Origin of the sequence: Sphingosinicella sp. LHD-64, from assembly GCF_031157375.1 — a bacterium.
Taxonomy (GTDB): domain Bacteria; phylum Pseudomonadota; class Alphaproteobacteria; order Sphingomonadales; family Sphingomonadaceae; genus Allosphingosinicella.
Map to the genome: position 1 here is coordinate 1,010,372 of NZ_JAVIFV010000003.1, position 19,077 is coordinate 1,029,448.

Genomic DNA, 19,077 nt, shown 5'->3' on the forward strand with positions numbered 1-19,077 from the left:
CGATCAAGGCCCACCTCCTCAACCGGAACCCAAGAGACCCCCCGAACAAGGGGACCGGTGTCATGAGGGGCGGAGCGTTACGAGACCGTAAACAGGTAACGGATTATTTGTGCGCAAAGGCAGACTATTCCGCGGCTTCGGCTTCCGCCTCGGCCTCGCGCTCGTTCTGCTGGCGGGCCCACATCTCGGCATAAAGGCCATTCCTGCGGAGCAATTCAGCATGGGTGCCGCGCTCGGCGACCCGGCCGGCATCGAGCACGACGATCTGGTCGGCATCGACGACGGTGGACAGGCGGTGGGCGATGACGATCGCGGTGCGGCGCGCAGCGACGCCGCTCAGCGTTTCCTGGATCGCGGCCTCGGTGCGGCTGTCGAGCGCGCTGGTCGCCTCGTCGAGGATCAGGATCGGCGGATCCTTCAAAAGGGTGCGGGCGATCGCGACGCGCTGCTTCTCGCCGCCGGAGAGCTTGAGGCCGCGCTCGCCGACCGTCGAATCATAGCCGTCCGGCAGGCTGGCGATGAAGTCATGGATCGCGGCACCCTTCGCCGCCGCCTTGATCTCGGCCTGGCTCGCGCCTTCCCGGCCATAGCCGATATTGTAGCCGATCGTGTCGTTGAACAGCACCGTATCCTGCGGAACGATGCCGATCGCGGCGCGGAGCGAGGATTGTTTCACACCTGAAATATCCTGCCCGTCGATCGTGATCCGGCCGGTCGTCGGCTCGTAGAACCGGTAGAGCAGACGCGACAATGTCGACTTGCCCGCCCCCGACGGCCCGACCACAGCCACGGTCGTTCCCGACGGCACGTCGAGATCTATGCCCTTCAGGATCTCGCGTCCCGGTTCGTAGCCGAAACGCACGCCTTCGAAGCGGACATGGCCGGCGGTGACGGCAAGGTCCGCGGCGCCCGGCACGTCCTGGATCTCGGCCGGCGTATCCAGCAGATTGAACATCGCCGCCATGTCGATGAGGCCCTGACGCACCTCGCGATAGACGAAGCCGAGCATGTCGAGCGGCCGGAAGAGCTGGATCAGCAGCGTATTGACCAGCACCACGTCGCCGGTGGTGAACTGACCGCGGCTCCAGCCCCAGACGGTGTAGCCCATCGCGCCCGCCATCATCACGTTGGTGATCAGCGACTGGCCGATGTTGAGCGCTGCCAGCGAGGTCTCGACCTTGACCGTGGTGCGGGTCAGCCGCTCGATCGCCTCGTCGTAGCGCCGCCGCTCCATCTCCTCGGCATTGAAATATTTGATCGTCTCGTAGTTGAGCAGCGAATCCACCGCCCGCTGGGTCGAGCGCTGGTCATATTCGGTCCATTGCTTGCGGACCTTCAATCGCCATTCGGTCACCCGCCGGGTGAAGGACACATAGGCCGCGACCATCGCCAGCGTCGCCGCCACCAGCCCCCAGCCGAACTTGACGAAGAAGATGATGCAGACGGCGCCGAGCTCGAGCACCGTCGGCCCGATGTTGAAGACGAGGAAGTAAAGCATCGAATCGATGCTCTTGGTCCCGCGCTCGACGATCCGGGTGAGCGCGCCGGTCCGCCGTTCGAGGTGGAAGCGCAGCGACAAGGCGTGGAGATGGCGGAAGACGTCGACCGACAGCCGCCGCGCCGCGTCCTGTCCGACGCTCTCGAAGACGCCGTTCCTCACATTGTCGAACAGCACCCCGCCGAAGCGCGCGCCGGCATAGGCGACGACCAAGGCGACGGCGAGCATCGCCGCCGGCTCCATGCCCGGCGCCATCCCGTCGATCACGCCCTTGTAGGCGAACGGCATCAACAGGGTGATGGCCTTGGCCGCGAGCACCAGCAGCAGCGCGACGATCAGGCGGATTCTGAGGTTCAGGCTGTGGCGTGGCCAGAGATAGGGAAGAAAGCGCCGCAGCGTCCGCCATCCCGCCTCGTCGGGGATTCTCGTCGCCTCGGTCGCATCGCTTGCCATCTTCGTCGCTAGATAGGCGCGTCGCGCGCGGATTCCAAAGTAACGGGGCCGCAACATGGGGAACCCGGCCGGAGTGCCGGGCATTGAGCCTCGTGAAGGAGCGGGTGATGGAACCCCTGATCTATGTGATGGCGATCCTGGGCTGCGGCGAAGGCGATGCCGCCTGCCGCCTGCTCGCCGTCGTCGAGACGCGCTACCGGACCGAGGCCGCCTGCCTCGCCGCGACCGAAGACCAGCTGCTGCGCCGCGACGATCTCGCCTATCCGAACGTCGTCGCCGAATGCCGCCGTGCCGGCGCCGCGGCGCAACCGCTGCGCGGCCGTGATATCATGCAGCCCGAGGGCGGCCGGCTGCCGGTCGGGCGCGCGCAATATGCTGCATCCGGGTGGTTCAGATCGTCCCGCTGATCGAGAGCGTGAACACCGGGCCGTAGAAGCGGTCGCGGTCCTCGGTGAACAGGATGTTGCTCTCCGTCGGGTTGCGCCGTCCGTCGAAGAAGGTGCGGCTGAAGCTCTCGTTGGTGTCGAGGATGTTGTCGACGCTGGCCCGGACGGTCAGCCCCATCACGTCCTTGTGCTCGATGAAGACGCCCAGGCTCCCCGGTGTGTCGAGGAAGCGGAAGCGCTGGTCGAGCCGGAAGCCCGCCGACTGCCGGAACTGCTCGAACGTCGCGCCCCACGCCCAAGCGGTGCGCGGCACGTCGTGGCGGAAGTTGACCTCGATCTCGCGCGTCTCGACCTCGTTGAATGCCCGGCGCCGGCCGGTGAGCGGGTCGCGCAGCGAGGTCCGTTCCAGCTCGATGTTCATGTCGACCTTGGCGCCGCGCCAGCCCAATGGATCGAAGTTGAACGTGCTGGTCCATTGCACGCCGTAGCGCCGCGCCGTGGCCTCCAGATTGCCGGGCGCCTGGCCGGTCTCGCCGATCGGGATGATGTCGACCACGTCGCTCACCAGCCGACCGAACACCCGCGCCGTCGCCGTGCCCCAAGGGCCCAGGTTGCGGGTCGCCTGGACCTGCGCATTCCAGCTCTGCGGCGGCACCAGATTGGCATTGCCGGCATCTTGCGTCCCGCCGCTCACGTTGGCCGAGGCGACGAAGTCGAAGAAGTCGAGCTGGTCGACGGCCCGCTCGAGCCGGGCGCTCACGTCCCACCCATCGGCCGGCCGCCAGGCGAGGTTGAGGAAGCCCTTGGGCCGGTAGAAGGTGCGGTCGAGGCCGCCGGCGCCGTCCTGCACCAGGTTCGAATATTCCCCGCCGAGCGCGAGCTGCAGCGTCAGATTGAGGGCAAGCTGGCGTCCGTAGGTCAGGATCGCCTCGCCGCGCCGCTCCTCGACGGTCGCCTCTGAATTGGGAAAGGGCACCGCCACGAACTCGCCCGCGGCGTTGAGGGCGAAGAGGCCGCTCTCGACGTCGAGCCGGTTGACCGCGCCTTCGAGGCTCACCTGCCAGTCGTTCGGCCCGCCACGCCAGCGATATTCGCCGCGCAGGATCGTTTCGGCCTCGTCGGCGGTCTGGGTGAAGCGCTCGCCCTCGGTCGGTCGGCCGTCGCTGAATTCGGTGACCAGGGTCTGGCGATAGGGGCTGTGTTCGGCGCGGTGCAGGCCGATCAGCTTCAGCCGTCCACCGCCCAGACCGAATTCATAGTCGCCGCCGAGCTCGTAATTATGTTCGCGCTCGCGTTCCCTCAGGCGCCGGTCGCGGTCGGGCTGGCCGGGGCCGGAGCGGAAGGAATCCTCGCCGAGATCGATGCTGTAGAGCGCGAAGGCGGCATTGGCGTTGAGGATCGATCCGTCGCCGAAGGTGCGCCGGATCGTGCCGGCCAGCCGCGGCTGCTCCTCATTGACGGACAGCACCTCGTCGCGCCGGTCGAGCACCACGCCCGCGGGCGTCGTCACGATCTCCGGCCCGGCATTGCCGTTGCGGCGGCTCACATTGGCGAGGCTCAGCGTGTACTGGGTGCCGCCGAGCGACCCGTTGATCGAGATCTCGCCGTCGAGCACGCGCGGCGGTGTTCGCCGGGCCCGGATCTGCGGCCGCCACACGAAATTGCCGGCGAGGCCCTGGCTCAGTGTCACGACATTCGCGACCTGACCGGTCAGGCCGGAAATGTTCAGCGTCGCGCCGTCGACGATCTCGATCCGGGCGACATTGGCGGCGCTGATCCGCCCGAGCTCGGTGAAGATGTCGACCGACTTGGAATTGAACCGCTCGCCGTTGATCAGCACGTTGCCGGTGGCTTGGCCAAGCCCGCGCCGCTCCGTATCGCCCTCGTCGATCGCGAAGCCCGGGAGGTTGTTCAGCATGTCGAGTGCGCTGCGCGGCGCGAAGCGGGCGAAGTCGGCGGGCGCATAGGTGCGCGTGCCGTTGCTGGCGGTGCCTTGCGGCGCTGCGGCCTCGGCGGCGGACGGCGCGGGGACGGGCGGCGCCTCACTTGCTTCCTGCGCAAAGGCGGGCGCCCCCGATCCGAGCATGGCCAGCACGAGCATCGGACGTCCGTGCGGCGTTATGCGCGACCGCGCCGTCAGCATTCCCAGGTCCCCTCCCGCCTGCGCGCCAACCCGGCCGCTACGTATGTGGCATAGCGCGGGCGAACATGAATGCGAGCCTAACAGACACGCCTGCGAAACGATCCGCTCGACCAACCGGCGGCCATGTTCGACGAAGAGGTTATTGCGAACGCCTGGCTTGGGAACGGCCGGCACGATGGTCGGTTCTGGCTTCGCAGGAGAGAAGCCATGTCCGACACCGAAACCGTCGAACGGATCCGCGAGGATGCGCTGCCGGGCCATGAGAGCAAGCTCGAGCCCAAGCCCGATTGGGCGCCCTTCTATCCGGGCTCCGGCCGTCTCGCAGGCAAGGTCGCCATCGTCACCGGCGCCGACAGCGGCATCGGGCGCGCCGTCGCCGCCCTGTTCGCCCGCGAAGGCGCCGACATCGCCATCGTCTACCTCTGCGAACATGACGACGCGGCCAGGACGAAGGCGATCGTCGAGGCCGAGGGTCGCAAGGCGATCACCCTCGCCGGCGATCTCGGCGGGAAGGATTTCTGCGACCGCGTCGTCGCCGAGACGGTGCAGCAGCTCGGCAGTCTCCATATCCTCGTCAACAATGCGGGCGAGCAGCACGCCGACAAGGAGATCACCGACATCACCGAGCAGCAGCTGAAGCGCACCTTCCAGACCAACATCTTCTCGATGTTCTTCCTGGTCCAAGCCGCGCGGCTCCACCTGGGGAAAGGCGCCGCCATCATCAATTGCACCTCGGTAACCAGCTATCAGGGCTCGAAGGAGCTGCTCGACTACAGTTCGACCAAGGGGGCGATCACCGCCTTCACGCGCGCCTTGTCGGAAAACCTCGTCGGCGACGGCATCCGCGTGAACGCGGTCGCGCCCGGCCCGATCTGGACGCCGCTCAACCCTTCCGGCGGTGCGAGCCCCGAGAAGCTCGCCACGTTCGGCGAGAAGACGCCGATGGGCCGCCCCGGCCAGCCCAACGAGGTCGCGCCGAGCTTCCTGTTCCTCGCCTGCGAGGACAGCCGCTACATGTCCGGTCAGGTGTTGCATCCCAATGGCGGCACGATCGTCGGAAGCTAGGGCCTGCAGCCCTAACCAGCGGCTGCCAAGGCCGCTTCCGCCGCTTCGCGTCTTGGGCTAGGCTGCGCACAAGCAGACAGGAGGGGCGCCTTGCGGACTTTTCTCGGAATTCTCGTTGGGCTCATCGCCGCGCTGGTGGTGCAGGCCTGTTCCGACATCGTCGGCAACCTGCTCTATCCGACCGGCGTCACCGACATGTTCAACCGCGCTCAGGTGACCGAGGCGTTCGCCAACCGTCCGGTCGGCGCGTTGCTCATCACCGTCGCCGGCTATTTCCTCGCCGCCCTGATCGGCGGCTGGCTCGCCCGGCGCATTTCGGCGCAGGGCTGGACGGTCTGGGTACCGGCCGGCCTCATGGTGCTGATGGCGATCATCATCGTCTTCGCCTATCCGCTGCCGGCCTGGACCTGGTTCGCCAGCCTTGCCGCGCCGCTGATCGGCGGGCTGATCGCCCGCCATCTCGGCCCCGATCCGGTCGCGGCGGCGCCGGCGGCCGAGGAGACCCCGGTTGACGCGGACCTATAGCAGCTTCGCCGAATTCTGGCCTTTCTACCTGCGCGAGCATTCCCGCCCGCAAACCCGCGCGCTCCATTATATCGGCACCAGTCTGGTCGTGCTGCTCGCGGTCGCTGCCCCGATAACCGGCAATTGGTGGTTGCTCGCCGCGATCCCGGTCGCCGGCTACGGCTTCGCCTGGGCCGCCCATTTCAGGGTCGAGCGCAACCGTCCTGCGACCTTCACCTATCCCCTGTGGTCGCTCGCCGCCGATTTCCGGATGTGGGCCCTCTGGCTCGCCGGCCGCCTCGGCCCCGAGCTCGAACGCGCGGGCGTCGCTCCGGAGCCGCACGCGCGCTGAGCGTCCGCGAGTGGTCGAAACCGGCCACCTGTCCGCCAGCGGACAACCAAGAACTGGGAAATCTCGCCGTTTGTTGGCGTCTGTTCATCGGCGCGAAAGATAGCGCCAAGCCAAGAATCGCAGTTTTCTGCCATTTTCAGCACTTGGCACGGTCCCTGCTGAGCTGTTGGCATGATCGCCGGATGGTCCGGGGATCAGGAAACAGGAGACCTCAAATGTCGCTGTCTTACGCCAATCTGCAGAACGTCGCTCTCTCGGTCCTCGGTGCGCTGGTCGCGAGCAGCATGTTCGTTTCCGCGGCGGTGGGTTCGGCCACGCTCATCTGACGGGGCCGTTCCTTCCACCAGCTTCCAACCGATTTCGAACCCAGAAAGACCACAGGACTTACGACCATGAACAGCGGTTATGCCCTCGACAGAAGCAACGGCAAGGTGCTCGGTGTGTGCGCGGGCCTTGCGCGGACCACCGGCTGGGATCCCCTCGTGATCCGGATCGGCGTGGTGCTCGCCACCCTGTTCGCCTTGGGGCCGTTGGCGATCGTCGCCTACGTCCTCATCGCCTGGCTCGCCAACGATCGCTGAGCCAGATCCGTCAAAGCCCTGCCGGTCCGGCTAACGGATCGGCAGGAAGAGACCCAGGATCGCAAGCGCAGCCCCAATTGCCGAGACGATCAGGGCCACCCGCGAAATCTGTGCCGCCCGCCGCGCCTCGGCGATCGCTTCTTCCAGCTCCTCTTCGGAAATGACCCGCTCCGTCAGGCCGGAATCGGGCGCGCCGTCAGCCCGGGGCTCACCATCGTGCCGCTTTTCGCCGCCGGCGCCGGCGGCTCCACCCCGTCGGTCGCATAGCCGGCCAGCGCCTCGTCGAGCGCCCGCCTCGCCTCGTGCAGCGCCTCGTCATGATCGGATCCGAGCGCGGTAACGCCCGGCAGGTCCGGGAAGGTGGCGATCACCAGCCCGTCGTAACGCGTTGCAAGCTGAACGGCATAGCTGACCATCGTCAGTCTCCTTGAACCGTCCGATCGCCCCCAAAACGCGACTCGCGGCGAGCGGCCCCTAGCGAAACAAATCCTTCATGTTGATGGAGGCGGAGTCAAATCGCCCCGCCTCCGCATCCTCAGAATTGCGTCCGGACGGTCACGCCCCACGTCCGGGGGTCGCCCGGCTGGCCGACGACGAGGCCGGTATTGCCGGACTGGGTGGCGAGCACCTCGAAATAGTCCTCGTCGAAGGCGTTGCGGACCCAGGCCATCACCTCCCAGCCGTCATCCACCCGGAAACCGAGCCGGAAATTGGCGAGGCCATAGCCTGCGATGTCGGTATAGGCCGAGCGCGACGGGTTGGACGAGAAGCGCGAGCGGTAGCTGGCGTCGAACCCGAGGTAGATTTCGCCGTCGAGGCCGAACAGCCGCTGCGGCAGCGCATATTCGCCGCCGAACGCGCCCGCCCAGCGCGACACGCCCGGCAGCCATTGCCCGGAAATGTCGCAATTGGGCGGGCTGACCCCGCCGGGCGTCCCCGGCGCGCTCGGCACCGGCCCGCTCGCGCCGCCGGACAGCTCGGGCGGGCAGGGGGCGTCGGTGAAGCGCACGTAGCTGGCGTCGGTGAAGGCGCCGTTGAAGTAGAGGCTGAGGCCGCGGACCGGCCGAGCCGAGACCTCGAGCTCGAAGCCGCGCGTGCGCACCTTGTCCGCATTGGCGAGATAGCCGCGCAGCACGCCCAGCTGGCCGTTGGTGACGGTCGCCTGGTAATCCTCGATCTCGGTCCAGAAGCCGGTGAAGTTCACCGTCAGCCGCCGGTCGAAGAACTGGGTCTTCAGCCCCGCCTCGAAATGGTTGACCGTCTCCGGATCGACCGTCGCGACGGCGAGGATCGGATTGTTGTTCGCATCGAGCGGGAGGCCGGAGAGGTTGATGCCGCCCGATTTGAACGCCCGCGCATAGGTCGCATAGGCGAGGATGTCGTCGGTGAGGTCGTACGACACCGTGAAGTCCCACGAGAAGTTCCAGTCGGAGAAGCTCGGCTCGTAGCTCTGCGGCGCGAGCACCCCGCGCTGGTCGCTGGTGAGCGGCGTGCCGGTGCCATTGGTCACCACCGCCACATAGGATCCGTCCTTCTTGTCGTAGTTGATCCGGATGCCCGGCTGGAGCCGCAGTCGGTCGGTCACCCGCCAGCCGATCTGGGCGAAGGCGGCGAGGCTGGTCGTCCTCAGCCAGATGTCGTTCTCCGACCTCAGGCCGTCGAGCACCGCGGGGTTGCAGGCATTGGCGGTCGGCGGGTTGCAGCCGCTGGAGCCCGGCGGAACGTTGCCGGGGTTCAAAAGCCAGCGGCTCGCCGCCGGCCCCTGTTCCTGGGCGCCGGTCGTGTGCTGGCGCTGGTAGTAAGCGAAGGCGCCTGCCACATAGTCGAGCCGGCCGCTGGACCCGGCATAGCGCAGCTCCTGCGAATACTGGTTCTGCCGGGAGGGGTTGGCCGACACGGTGGTGATCGGCAGGCCGGTGAAGTCGCGGTCGTTCGACGGTCCCCAGTTCCAGAACCGCCACGCCGAGACCGAGGTCAGCGTGCCCGGCCCGATGTTCCATTCGGCCCTGAGCGCGACGCCGCCGATCTCCTGGAAGGCCGAGAGCGGCGTGTCGAGGTCGGTCAGGCGGTCGAACGGATCGGTGCTCGGTGGCGCATAGCCGAAGGCGGCGGCGAGCCCGGCGAACTGCCGGTTCAGCGGCCGCTGCGTCGCGCCCTCGCGCACGTAGATCTGGACGCAGCATTCCGGGTCCTGGCGGTTGTAATCGGCGGACAGGGTCAGGTTGAGGTTGTCGGTCGCCCGCCACAGCAGCTGGCCGCGCAGGCCGAGATTGTCCTGCTCGTTGACCCAGCGATCGGTGGTGACGTTGTAGACCGTGCCGCGCCGGTGCGAGCGCGCGGCGGCGACGCGGAAGGCGAGGACGTCGTCGACGATCGGCCCGGAAAAGGACGCGCCCGCGTTCACATAATCGAGATTGCCGATCGTCACCTGCGCCCGCCCTTCGAAATCGAAGCTCGGCGCCCGGGTGGTGACGTTGACCGCGCCGGCGGTCGTGTTCTTGCCGTAGAGCGTGCCCTGCGGCCCGCGCAGCACCTCGATCCGCTCGACGTCGAGGAAATCGAAGGTCGTGACCGCGATACGGCTGTAATAGACCTGGTCGATATAGACGCCGACGCCCTGCTCGATGCCGTCATTGGTGAGGCCGAACGGTGCGCCCAAACCGCGGATATTGGCCGCCGAGTTGCGCGGATTGGTCGAGTAGAATTGCAGGCTCGGCTGAATCTGGGTCAGCCGCAGCACGTTGACGCTGCCGGTCGCATCGAGCTGCTCGCTGCCGATCACCGAAACCGCGATCGGCACGTCCTGCAGGTTCTCGTTCCGGCGCCGCGCAGTGATGACGATGTCGTCGTTCGGTCCGGCCGCGACCGGCGTGGCGGGCGGCGGCTCCTCGTTCTGGGCGAAGGCGGGGACGGCGCCCAGCGCGAGCGCCGAGGCGGTGGACGACAGAAGAACGGTGCGTGCGATCATGATCTTGCTCCTGGATCATGCTCGCCTCCGGTCGTCCGGTCGGCAGCGGGATGTGAACGGTTTCAGGCCGAAAGGGCGCGATAGACTCCGTAGAGGCTGGTCAGGGTCAGCAGCACGCCGACCAGCACCAGCAATATCTTCGGCCGCGCCTTCTTGGCGAAGATCGCGCCCAGCGGCGCGGCGGCGATACCGCCGATCAGGAGGCCGACCGTCGCGGTGGTGAAGGCGGCCCAGCCCAGCTGGGTGATGAAAGTGGCCGAGATCGTGGCGGTGACGAAGAACTCGGCGCTGTTGACGGTACCGATCGTCCGGCGCGGCTCGGTGCCCTGGACGAGCAGGTTGCCGGTCACCACCGGTCCCCAGCCGCCGCCGCCCGCCGCGTCGAGGAAGCCGCCGGCGAGGCCCAGCGGCTCGACCACCTTGGGCGGCTTGTGCTGCGGCGGATAGGGGCGCAGGCCCCGCCAGAGCAGGAAGAGGCCGATGAGGGCGAGATAGGCGAGCACGGCCGGCCGCGCGGCGTCCGCATGGATGTTGCTCAGCACATAGGCGCCAAGCGCCCCGCCGATCGTGCCCGGGACGGCGATCCGCGCGAACAGCCGCCAGTCGACATTCTTGTGGATCGCATGACTGATTCCGGACGCGCCGGTGGTGAAGGTCTCGACCGTGTGCACGCCCGCCGAGGCCGCAGCCGGCGGCACGCCGAGCCCGAGCAGGATCGAAGTCGAGATGACGCCGAAGGCCATGCCGAGCGCGCCGTCGATCAGCTGGGCGGCAAAGCCGGCGGCGATGAAGGCGAGCAGGCTGGCGACATCGATCGCCGCGAGATCGGGCATGCGAGAACCCTTCGGTGGATTGCGGGGCGAAAGCCCGGTGGCGCTATTTCGCCAGTCGTCGTTTCTCGGTCACGTCGAGCTGGACGACGCGGCCCTCATGGATGGTGACCGCGATCGAGCCGAAGCGGATGCGCTGCAGACAGTCGCGAATCGCCGCCAAAGCGTCCTCCGGGGCTGCGGCCGAAGGGAGGGCGCGGGTGAGCTGGGACATCGGCATTCTCCTGGTCTGGAGGGTAGCGACTCGCGGTACGCGCAGGCATAGAAGATACTCTACCTGTGCAGTTGACAATGCTCGGGCGACCAGCCGATGTCAATTTGAGCCGGGCCGCGACTGCAAGTTTGGAGGAATCTTGCCCTCGGCGTCGTCTGGAGAGTGATTAACCGCGGATAACAGCGTCATTCAGGACGGTTTCAATCGCGGTGGCTCATTGAAGGACGCGACGGGCTCAGCGCGGTTCGCGTCCGTTCAGTTCCCATGAATGAGGTGGGATTGCCCCCGGCGATCCCAGCCATGCCTGGGAGGCATGGCGACCTCAATCATTCCCTCGGGTGGCGTATCGAGGGGAGGCCGGCATTCCGCAACGGGTGCCGGCCTCACTGTTTTCCGGACTTCGATCACGGCACCTTCGCCGGCGTCACGGGAACGCCGGGGACATCCGCGCGGAAGCTGAACAGGTTGCCGGCGTCTGGTTGGGCATCGCGGGCGGCCGCGTCGAGATCCTTGGCGGCGGTGGTGGCGTAGACGGTCCTGAGATCCGCGCCGCCGAACGCGAGCTTGGTGATGTTGGCGGTGGGGAAGCGGGCCGTCTCGACGAGCCGGCCGTCCGGCGCGTAGCGGCGTGCGGCCCAGCCGGCGAACAGACCGATCCAGACATGGCCCTCACCGTCGACGGTCGGACCATCGGGATACCCGGCGCCGTCTTCGATCCGGGCGAAAAGCCGCGAGGGGCCGAGCGTACCGTCTTGGCTCAGATCGCAGACGTGGATCGTCCGGCCGAGCGTGTCGACATGGTAGAACAGGCGCCCGTCGGGCGACACGGCGGGGCCGTTGGTGATGCTGACCGGCGGCAAGCCCGCATCGGTCACGCGGCCGTCCTCGAACCGGTAGAAACGGCCCGTCTCCGCCCGCTCGCCATCGTCCATCGAGCCCAGCCAGATCCGTCCTTCGGGATCGGTGCAGGCGTCGTTGAGCCGGTTGCCCGGCCGATCCGCCTCGACCTGTGCGATCATCGTGAACCTGCCGGTGCCGGGATCGAAGCGATGGATGCCGCCCTGCAAACCGATCAGGAGATCGCCGCCTTCTGCGGGTAGCACCCAGCCGGGTTGCGCCGGGGCGTCCCAGCTCCGCAAATGCCCGCCTTCCTGATCGAAGCGATGAATGCGGCGGCCCTTGATGTCGACGAACCAGAGCGCCTGATCCCGTGCAATCCAGACCGGCCCCTCGCCCAGCGTCGCGCCGACTGGCGCGACCGAAACGGGGTCGTACCCCATCAGCGCCAGCCGGCGTCGACGAAATATTCGTGCGCGGTCACGAGCCGCGCATCGTCCGAGGCGAGGAACAGAACCATCGCGGCGATGTCCTCCGGCAGCAGCCGCCCATGCAGCGCCTGCGCGGCGACGATTTCCGCTTCGCCTTCCGGCGTGAACCATTGCAGCTGGCGCGGGGTACGGACATTGCCGGGCACGACGCAGGTGACCCGGATGCCGTCGCCGCCGAGATCGCGGGCGAGCGCGCGGGTCAGTCCCTCGATGCCCGCCTTGGCGGTCTGGTAGAGCGCCAGCTTCTCGATCGCGAGATGCCAGGAGATCGAGCCCAGATTGACGATCGCGCCCGCGCCCTTCTCTCGCATGCCGGGGATCACCGATTGGGCGGCGAAGAACATGTGGCGCAGGTTCACGTTGATCCGCTCGTCCCAATAGGCCTCGGTCACCGTGTCGATCTCGTGCCGGTCGTCATTGGCCGCGTTGTTGACGAGCACGTCGAACGCCCCGCCGCCGTCGATCGCCCCGGATATGGCCGATTGCAGGGCGGCGACGTCGGTCAGGTCCACGTGCTGGAACACCGGCCCTGAATTGCGGCCGTTGGTCAGCCGCTGGGCGAGCGCGCGCGATTCCTCCTCCTGGATGTCGAAGAAGGTGACGCGCGCGCCCTGCCGGACGAAGCCCTCGACGATTCCCGCCCCGATTCCCGAGCCGCCGCCGGTGACGAGCACGCGACGCCCGCGAAGGCTCGGATAGAGAGCGCGCTGCTCGCTCGGGACGGGGTAGTTCACCTGGGGTCAGCCTCCGATGTAGACCGTCTTGGTCTGGGTGTAGAATTCGATCGCGGCGAAGCCCTGCTCGCGCGCGCCGTAGCTCGACTTGCGGGTGCCGCCGAAGGGGACGTGATAGTCGACGCCCGCGGTCGGCAGGTTCACCATCACCATGCCGGCGCGGACGTGGCGGCGGAAATGACGGGCATGCTTCAGGCTGTCGGTGACGATGCCCGCGGAGAGGCCGAACTCGCCGCGATTGGCGACATCGAGCGCCTCCTCATAGGTTTTGACGCGCACCGTGCTGACGACGGGCCCGAACACTTCCTCGTTGTTGATGCGCATGTCGGGGGCCGTGTCGGCGATCACCGCCGGCGACATGAAGTAGCCCGGATTGGCGAGGCTCAGCAGCTCGCCGCCGGTGACGAGGCGGCCGCCCTCGTCGGTCGCGACCTTCACATAGCGCATGTCCTGGTCGAGCTGGGTCTGGCTGACCACCGGCCCGATCTGGCTGGCCGGATCGAGCGCGTCGCCGACCTTGAGCGACCGGGCCTTCTCGGCAAGCGCCGCGACGAAGCGGTCGTGAATGCCCTCGGTGACGATCACCCGCGACGAGGCGGTGCAGCGCTGGCCGGTGCCGAAGAAGGCGCCGTCGACCGCCACCGCGACGGCGCGGTCGAGATCGGCGTCGTCGAGCACGACGAGCGGGTTCTTGCCGCCCATTTCGAGCTGGATCCGCGCCTGGCGCCGGACCGCGGCCTCGGCGACCTTCGCGCCGACGCCCTGCGAGCCGGTGAAGGAGACGGCATCGACCTCCCGGTGATCGACGAGGGTGCTGCCCATGCCGCCCTCGCCGATCAGCAGGTTGAACACGCCCGCGGGCGCGCCGCATTCGTGGATGATGTCCGCGAGTGCCCAGGCGATCGCCGGGGTGGAGCTGGCGGGCTTCAGGACGACGGTGTTGCCGAAGGCGAGCGCGGGCGCGGCCTTCCAGGCGGGAATCGCGATCGGGAAGTTCCACGGAGTGATCAGGCCGACGACGCCCAACGGCTCGCGATGGGTCTCGACGTCGATGCCGGGCCGGACCGAGTCGAGCGTCTGGCCGTGGCGGCGGATTGCCTCGCCGGCGAAATATTTGAAGATGCGCGCGGCACGCATCACCTCGCCCTTGCCCTCGGGCAGGGTCTTGCCCTCCTCGCGCGACAGCAATTCGCCTAGCTCGGTCGCGCGGGCCATGATCGTCGTGCCGACCTTGTCGAGCAGGTCGGAGCGCACCTCCGGCGTCGCGCCTGCCCAGCCCGGGAAGGCCGCCCGCGCCGCCGCCACCGCCTCGTCGACCTCGCCGCGGCCGCCGGCCGGATAATGGGCGATCACCTCATTGGTGTTGGAGGGGTTGAGGCTCTGATGGGGCGTGTCGGCCGCCACCTTCTCGCCGTTGATGAAATGGGTGAGCGTCTGGGTCATGCCGCGTGGTCCTGTCCTCTGTCGCCGCCGCCGATCAGGCCGCGACCGGCGAGATTCGCGATCAGGCCGCGAATGCCGAGCCGCCAGGGCGGCGCCGCCTTCGAGGTCGTGACCCGGTTCACCAGGCTGCCCAGTTTCGGCGAGGAGATCCGCACGACATCGCCCCGCTTGTGGGTGAAGCCGCGGCCCGGCTCGTCCCGGTCCTGGACCGGTGCGAACAGGGTGCCGAGGAACAGAACGAATCCGTCGGGATAGTCGTGCTCGCTCATCGCCTGGCGGACCAGCTCCTCCGGCGAACGGCTGATTTCGCGCATGGAGCTGACGCCGCGGAGCAGATAGCCGTCGGTGCCCCGGATTTCCAGTTGCACTTCGGCCGCACGCACGTCGTCCAGGGTGAATTCGTCGTCGAACAGGCGGATGAATGGCCCGAGCGCGCAGGACGCATTGTTGTCCTTGGCCTTGCCGAGCAGAAGCGCGCTGCGCCCCTCGAAATCGCGCAGGTTGACGTCATTGCCGAGCGTCGCGCCGGCCGGCCGGCCGGCGCTGTCGACGATCAGCACCACTTCCGGCTCGGGATTGTTCCAGTCGGAGTCGGAGCGCACACCGATCTCGGCGCCCCAACCGACGGTGGAAAGCACCGGCGCCTTGGTGAAGATTTCCGCGTCCGGCCCGATCGCGACCTCGAGATATTGCGACCAGAGGCCATCCTCGATCAGCGCCGCCTTGAGCCGTGCCGCTTCGGGCGAACCCGGCACCACGGCGCGAATCTCACCGCCGATCCGACCCTCGATGCGGCCGCGGATGTCAGCGGCGGCCGATGCGTCGCCGCGCGCGCGTTCCTCGATCACCCGCTCGATCGCCGAGCGCGCGAAGGTGACCCCGGCCGCCTTCACCACCTGAATGTCGATCGGCGAGAGCAGGACGGGAGACTCAGACCTCGGCGCGGCCAGATGCGCGATCAGTTCCTCGACGCCGAACAGGCGGTCGCCGCGAATCGCGTCGAGGTCCGTGCGCTCGGCCAGATCGGCGACGGTCGGGGCGTGGCGCGACATGTCTTCGACCGCACCTTTGCGCAGCAGCACCGGCGTCGGCCCCGCACCGAGATCGAGTCGCCCGGCAAGCAGCGCCCGTTCTGCATCGGCGGGAAGAATCGACCCTGTGTCAGCGACTTCCAAGCGTTCCACCCCTCGCATTCTTGTTAGCGGTCACATGCAGCCGCGACGGCTTTCCTGTCAAGGAGAAGCGCATTTCCTCTCTTGCGTGAAGGAAAATCGCAATCGCGATTGACAGCGCCGCGCGTTGGAGTCACACCAATAAATGTGAGCGCTACCATTAGCACTCACCAAACACCGTTTCCGACAAGTGCGAAAAGCACGGGACCGAGGGGAGGATTGATGACCACACGGACTTCGCGCCGCGTGCGCGCGCAACGATCGTTCAGAACCGCAACCATTCTCGCCACCGGCATGCTGGCGATCGCGGCGACGCCGGCACGGGCGCAGAACCAGTCGGTGGACGACCAGGGAACATCGCCGAGCGCCTCGGCCGAGGACCAGATCGTTATCACCGGCATCCGCGGCAGCCTTGCGAGCTCGGCACGCGCCAAGCGCGAGGCGACCGGCTTCACCGAGTCGGTCTTCGCCGAGGACATCGGCGATTTCCCCGACACCAACCTCGCCGAATCCTTCAATCGCGTGCCCGGCATCACGATCAGTCGCGAGATCACCGGCGAGGGCCTCAACATCGCGATCCGCGGCCTCGGCACGAACTTCACCCGCATCCTGCTGAACGGCGCACCGGTCGCCATCGCCTCGACCGGCCGGACCGACGCGCAGAACACCAACCGCGAGGTCGACCTCGACCTCTTCCCAAGCGAGCTCTTCACCCAGCTCACGGTCTTCAAGAGCCCGATGGCAAGCATGATCGAGGGCGGTGCCGCCGGCACCGTTAACATGCGCACCGCGCGGCCGTTCGACAATCCGGGCCTGAGGCTCAACTATTCGGCGCAGCTCACCACCAACAACAACAGCGACCGCTGGGGTGGCCGTGGTTCGCTGATTGCAAGCGGCACCTGGGGCGATTTCGGCATTCTCGCCGGCGTCGCCGCGGTGCGCAACGAAGTGCGCGTCACCGGTTTCGAGACGATCGGCTGGACCAACGCCAACCTGTCGGCGGCGCAGAGCAGCAGCGCGACCCGCAACAATACCGGCGGCGGCAACTGGACAATCCCCGGAACGGTGCCGGTGAATGCCGGCAACGGGCTGACTCCAGGCGCTACGATCGACGAGGCCTTCCTGCTCGCCAACAACCCAGGCCTCAACATCACCCAGATCGACAATGCCCTCATACCACGGCTCGGCCGCCCGTCGGACGAGTTTGGCCGCAGGGATCGGATCAGCGCGATCCTTGCGCTCGAGTGGCGGCCTTCGGACGATCTGCACTTCTACATCGATGGCATGTACGGGCGCCGCGAGAACGATCTGGAGCGGATCGACATGAACTGGGTCGGCCGCAACGGCGTGATGATCCCGCTCGACATGCAGGTCGACCGCGAGGATTGCAGCAACGGCTGCGTCGTCACCGAGGGCACCTTCGCCAACGCGCAGTTCTTTCTCGAGTATCGACCGTTCCTCGAGGAGACCGAGTTCTGGGGCGTGAATCCCGGCCTCGAATTCCGCATCAACGACCGGTTGCGCGGCGACATCCAGGGCAACTGGACGGAAAGCACCTTCCGGCGCGAATCACCGACTGTCCTCGTCAACACGGCGGCCGGCTCCGGCGTGACCGTCGAATATAGCAACGACGGCTCCATCCCCGACATCCAGAGCAATGTCGACCTCAACGACCCGGCGAACTTCATCTGGACGGGCGGTCGAGTGAACATCCAGAGCGAGGAGCGCAAGACCTTCACTCGTGGCATCCGCGGCAACCTCGTCTGGGGCGACGACGAATTCAACATCCGCGTCGGCGGCGCCTATGACGACATCCAGCGCCGCATCGAGGCGTTCGACAACAGCCAGGCATGGCAGAATGCCGTCTGCGGCAACGATCCCAGCGTCTTCCTGCCCAACCCCAATACGCAGCCGCCCTGCCAGGGGCTGGACGCGCCCGGCGCCGCGCCGCCCGGCTATCCGACCTATCCGGGCTATGGCACCGGCTTCACCGCCGGCCAGACCGGTCCGGTCACCTATAACGGCTCCCTGATCCCGCAAGCGGCGCTGGCCTCCTATTTGCGGCCTGGCCCGAGCGGTTTCGTCACCCTCGACTGGGATCGTTTCCGGCGCGATTCCAACTACGACGCCTTCAACGACGCCGCGCCCCAGGTCGGCGCGTCGAACACCGGCGCCAACGGCGGCCTGGTGCGGGAGAAGACGCTCGGCATCTATGGCGAGATCAACGGCGATACCGAGCTCGGCGGCAACCGTCTGCGCTACAATGCCGGCCTGCGCTGGGTGGAGACGCGGCAGACGATCGCCGGACTGGTGGCGGTCGGCGATCCGCGCAATGCGGATCCGGACGGCAATGGCCCGCTGCGCGGCTGTCCCGGCGGCGCTACGCCCGCCCCGGCCAATCCGAACGACGGCGCCTGCTTCCCCAATATCGACAATTTCGACGCGACGACCCGGAACACCTACGACAACTGGCTGCCGTCGGCGAGCGTTGCCTACAACGTGTCCGGCAATGCCGTGGTCCGCGTGGCACTGTCGCGAACGATGACCCGCCCGAATCCGAATACGATGCTGCCGGGCGTCAACTTCTCGAGCCCGTCGGCTGATACCGGCACGCGCGGCAATCCGGCACTCGAACCGTTCATTTCCGACAATCTCGATCTCGGCTTCGAATATTATCTGGGCGGGGAAAGCTATCTCGCCGTCGCGGCGTTCCGCAAGACCGTGTCCGGTTTCACCGTCAACGGCAACGTCACTGTGCCGTTCAGCGATCTCGCCCAGTACGGCATCACTTTCGAAACGCTTTCACCGACCCAGCAGGCCGCGATCAACTCCCGCGGTGGTCCGGACCAGGCGACCGTCGTGCTGACGCAGCAGGTCAATGCCGATGGCGACCTTACGGTCAACGGCCTCGAAGGGACTTGGGTCCAATCGCTCGATTTCCTGCTCGGCCGGCACCTGGGGCTCAACGGCTTCGGCTTCTCGGTCAACGGCACGATCATCGACCAGAAGGGCGAGGGCGCCGCGCCGGCGGTGGCGATCGGTGTCGCGCGCTACTCATACAACGCATCGGTCTATTACGAGAATCACGGCTTCAGCGCGCGCCTGTCGACGACATGGAACGAGGGATCGCAATCGTCAGGCACCAATCAGAACGGCATTCCCGCCGCAGCCCTGTTCACGGACGACTATCAGCAATGGGACTTCTCCTCGAGCGTCGACCTCGCCGAAGTCTTCGACAGCCCGATGCTGCCCACCTTGACCTTCGACGTGGTCAACATCTTCGAGGCGGAGCAGCGCGCCTACTTCCAGTTCGAGAATGCCGCCTTCACCGTCTATCAGCCCGGCCGGACGGTCCTGATCGGCCTGCGCGGCCGGTTCTAGGAGATCCGGCACTCCCCCTTGGCGC

16 protein-coding genes are annotated in these 19,077 nt (G+C 67.2%); 6 read left to right on the forward strand and 10 right to left on the reverse strand.

Annotation, left to right across the window (positions count from 1 at the left end):
• Nucleotides 1-124 precede the first annotated feature (124 nt).
• Entirely contained in the window at nucleotides 125-1,951 is a 1,827-nt protein-coding gene (locus RCO27_RS12960; protein ID WP_309003082.1) for an ABC transporter ATP-binding protein/permease, read from the reverse strand.
• A gap of 107 nt (nucleotides 1,952-2,058) precedes the next feature.
• On the opposite strand from RCO27_RS12960, the gene RCO27_RS12965 reads away from it, so the two are divergent.
• Nucleotides 2,059-2,358 carry a hypothetical protein gene (locus tag RCO27_RS12965; RefSeq protein ID WP_309003083.1) on the forward strand — a complete coding sequence of 100 codons (300 nt, stop codon included), beginning with the start codon at nucleotides 2,059-2,061 and terminating at the stop codon, nucleotides 2,356-2,358.
• Here RCO27_RS12965 and RCO27_RS12970 read toward each other — a convergent pair.
• Complete coding sequence (locus RCO27_RS12970; protein WP_309003084.1) at nucleotides 2,342-4,438, reverse strand: TonB-dependent receptor plug domain-containing protein; 2,097 nt, start codon at nucleotides 4,436-4,438, stop codon at nucleotides 2,342-2,344. The genes RCO27_RS12965 and RCO27_RS12970 overlap by 17 nt on opposite strands.
• Before the next feature lie 249 nt (nucleotides 4,439-4,687).
• Here RCO27_RS12970 and RCO27_RS12975 point away from each other — a divergent pair, with 249 nt between their 5' ends.
• From RCO27_RS12975 to RCO27_RS12990, 4 genes are all read left to right on the forward strand, one after another.
• Nucleotides 4,688-5,545: an SDR family oxidoreductase gene (locus tag RCO27_RS12975; RefSeq protein WP_309003085.1), complete on the forward strand. Its 858-nt coding sequence runs from the start codon at nucleotides 4,688-4,690 to the stop codon at nucleotides 5,543-5,545.
• Between the two features lie 90 nt (nucleotides 5,546-5,635).
• Nucleotides 5,636-6,070: a hypothetical protein gene (locus RCO27_RS12980; protein WP_309003086.1), complete on the forward strand. Its 435-nt coding sequence runs from the start codon at nucleotides 5,636-5,638 to the stop codon at nucleotides 6,068-6,070.
• Nucleotides 6,054-6,401, forward strand: a complete 348-nt coding sequence (locus RCO27_RS12985; protein WP_309003087.1) for a DUF962 domain-containing protein — start codon at nucleotides 6,054-6,056, stop codon at nucleotides 6,399-6,401. Before RCO27_RS12980 ends, RCO27_RS12985 begins: the two co-directional genes overlap by 17 nt.
• Nucleotides 6,402-6,793: 392 nt before the next feature.
• Nucleotides 6,794-6,982: a PspC domain-containing protein gene (locus RCO27_RS12990; protein ID WP_309003088.1), complete on the forward strand. Its 189-nt coding sequence runs from the start codon at nucleotides 6,794-6,796 to the stop codon at nucleotides 6,980-6,982.
• Nucleotides 6,983-7,155: 173 nt separating this feature from the next.
• On the opposite strand, the gene RCO27_RS12995 is transcribed toward RCO27_RS12990, so the two are convergent.
• From RCO27_RS12995 to RCO27_RS13030, 8 genes are all read right to left on the reverse strand, one after another.
• Complete coding sequence (locus RCO27_RS12995) at nucleotides 7,156-7,398, reverse strand: type II toxin-antitoxin system HicB family antitoxin (RefSeq protein ID WP_309003089.1); 243 nt, start codon at nucleotides 7,396-7,398, stop codon at nucleotides 7,156-7,158.
• Between the two features lie 119 nt (nucleotides 7,399-7,517).
• Nucleotides 7,518-9,950 (reverse strand): TonB-dependent receptor, encoded by a 2,433-nt coding sequence (locus RCO27_RS13000; protein ID WP_309003090.1) that lies wholly within the window; start codon nucleotides 9,948-9,950, stop codon nucleotides 7,518-7,520.
• A gap of 62 nt (nucleotides 9,951-10,012) precedes the next feature.
• Nucleotides 10,013-10,783, reverse strand: a complete 771-nt coding sequence (locus tag RCO27_RS13005; protein ID WP_309003091.1) for a sulfite exporter TauE/SafE family protein — start codon at nucleotides 10,781-10,783, stop codon at nucleotides 10,013-10,015.
• 43 nt (nucleotides 10,784-10,826) lie between these two features.
• Nucleotides 10,827-10,994 carry a YezD family protein gene (locus RCO27_RS13010; RefSeq protein WP_309003092.1) on the reverse strand — a complete coding sequence of 56 codons (168 nt, stop codon included), beginning with the start codon at nucleotides 10,992-10,994 and terminating at the stop codon, nucleotides 10,827-10,829.
• 404 nt (nucleotides 10,995-11,398) lie between these two features.
• Nucleotides 11,399-12,274, reverse strand: coding sequence for an SMP-30/gluconolactonase/LRE family protein (locus RCO27_RS13015; protein WP_309003093.1), 876 nt, complete (start codon nucleotides 12,272-12,274; stop codon nucleotides 11,399-11,401).
• On the reverse strand, nucleotides 12,274-13,056 hold the full coding sequence (locus tag RCO27_RS13020; RefSeq protein WP_309003094.1) for an SDR family oxidoreductase: 783 nt from the start codon (nucleotides 13,054-13,056) through the stop codon (nucleotides 12,274-12,276). Before RCO27_RS13020 ends, RCO27_RS13015 begins: the two co-directional genes overlap by 1 nt.
• Before the next feature lie 6 nt (nucleotides 13,057-13,062).
• A complete protein-coding gene (locus RCO27_RS13025) occupies nucleotides 13,063-14,499 on the reverse strand; it encodes an aldehyde dehydrogenase family protein (protein ID WP_309003095.1) in 1,437 nt (478 codons plus the stop codon).
• Entirely contained in the window at nucleotides 14,496-15,674 is a 1,179-nt protein-coding gene (locus tag RCO27_RS13030; RefSeq protein ID WP_309003096.1) for a fumarylacetoacetate hydrolase family protein, read from the reverse strand. Before RCO27_RS13030 ends, RCO27_RS13025 begins: the two co-directional genes overlap by 4 nt.
• A 219-nt stretch (nucleotides 15,675-15,893) precedes the next feature.
• On the opposite strand from RCO27_RS13030, the gene RCO27_RS13035 reads away from it, so the two are divergent.
• A complete protein-coding gene (locus tag RCO27_RS13035; protein ID WP_309003097.1) occupies nucleotides 15,894-19,052 on the forward strand; it encodes a TonB-dependent receptor in 3,159 nt (1,052 codons plus the stop codon).
• Nucleotides 19,053-19,077: the final 25 nt, after the last annotated feature.

Coding starts and splice junctions, on each gene's coding strand:
- RCO27_RS12970 (WP_309003084.1), bottom strand. CDS start 4,438: ATGCTCGTGCTGGCCATGCTCGGATCGGGGGCGCCCGCCTTTGCGCAG.
- RCO27_RS12965 (WP_309003083.1), top strand. CDS start 2,059: ATGGAACCCCTGATCTATGTGATGGCGATCCTGGGCTGCGGCGAAGGC.
- RCO27_RS12975 (WP_309003085.1), top strand. CDS start 4,688: ATGTCCGACACCGAAACCGTCGAACGGATCCGCGAGGATGCGCTGCCG.
- RCO27_RS13035 (WP_309003097.1), top strand. CDS start 15,894: ATGACCACACGGACTTCGCGCCGCGTGCGCGCGCAACGATCGTTCAGA.
- RCO27_RS13025 (WP_309003095.1), bottom strand. CDS start 14,499: ATGACCCAGACGCTCACCCATTTCATCAACGGCGAGAAGGTGGCGGCC.
- RCO27_RS13010 (WP_309003092.1), bottom strand. CDS start 10,994: ATGTCCCAGCTCACCCGCGCCCTCCCTTCGGCCGCAGCCCCGGAGGAC.
- RCO27_RS12990 (WP_309003088.1), top strand. CDS start 6,794: ATGAACAGCGGTTATGCCCTCGACAGAAGCAACGGCAAGGTGCTCGGT.
- RCO27_RS12960 (WP_309003082.1), bottom strand. CDS start 1,951: ATGGCAAGCGATGCGACCGAGGCGACGAGAATCCCCGACGAGGCGGGA.
- RCO27_RS12995 (WP_309003089.1), bottom strand. CDS start 7,398: ATGGTCAGCTATGCCGTTCAGCTTGCAACGCGTTACGACGGGCTGGTG.
- RCO27_RS13000 (WP_309003090.1), bottom strand. CDS start 9,950: ATGATCGCACGCACCGTTCTTCTGTCGTCCACCGCCTCGGCGCTCGCG.
- RCO27_RS13005 (WP_309003091.1), bottom strand. CDS start 10,783: ATGCCCGATCTCGCGGCGATCGATGTCGCCAGCCTGCTCGCCTTCATC.
- RCO27_RS13015 (WP_309003093.1), bottom strand. CDS start 12,274: ATGGGGTACGACCCCGTTTCGGTCGCGCCAGTCGGCGCGACGCTGGGC.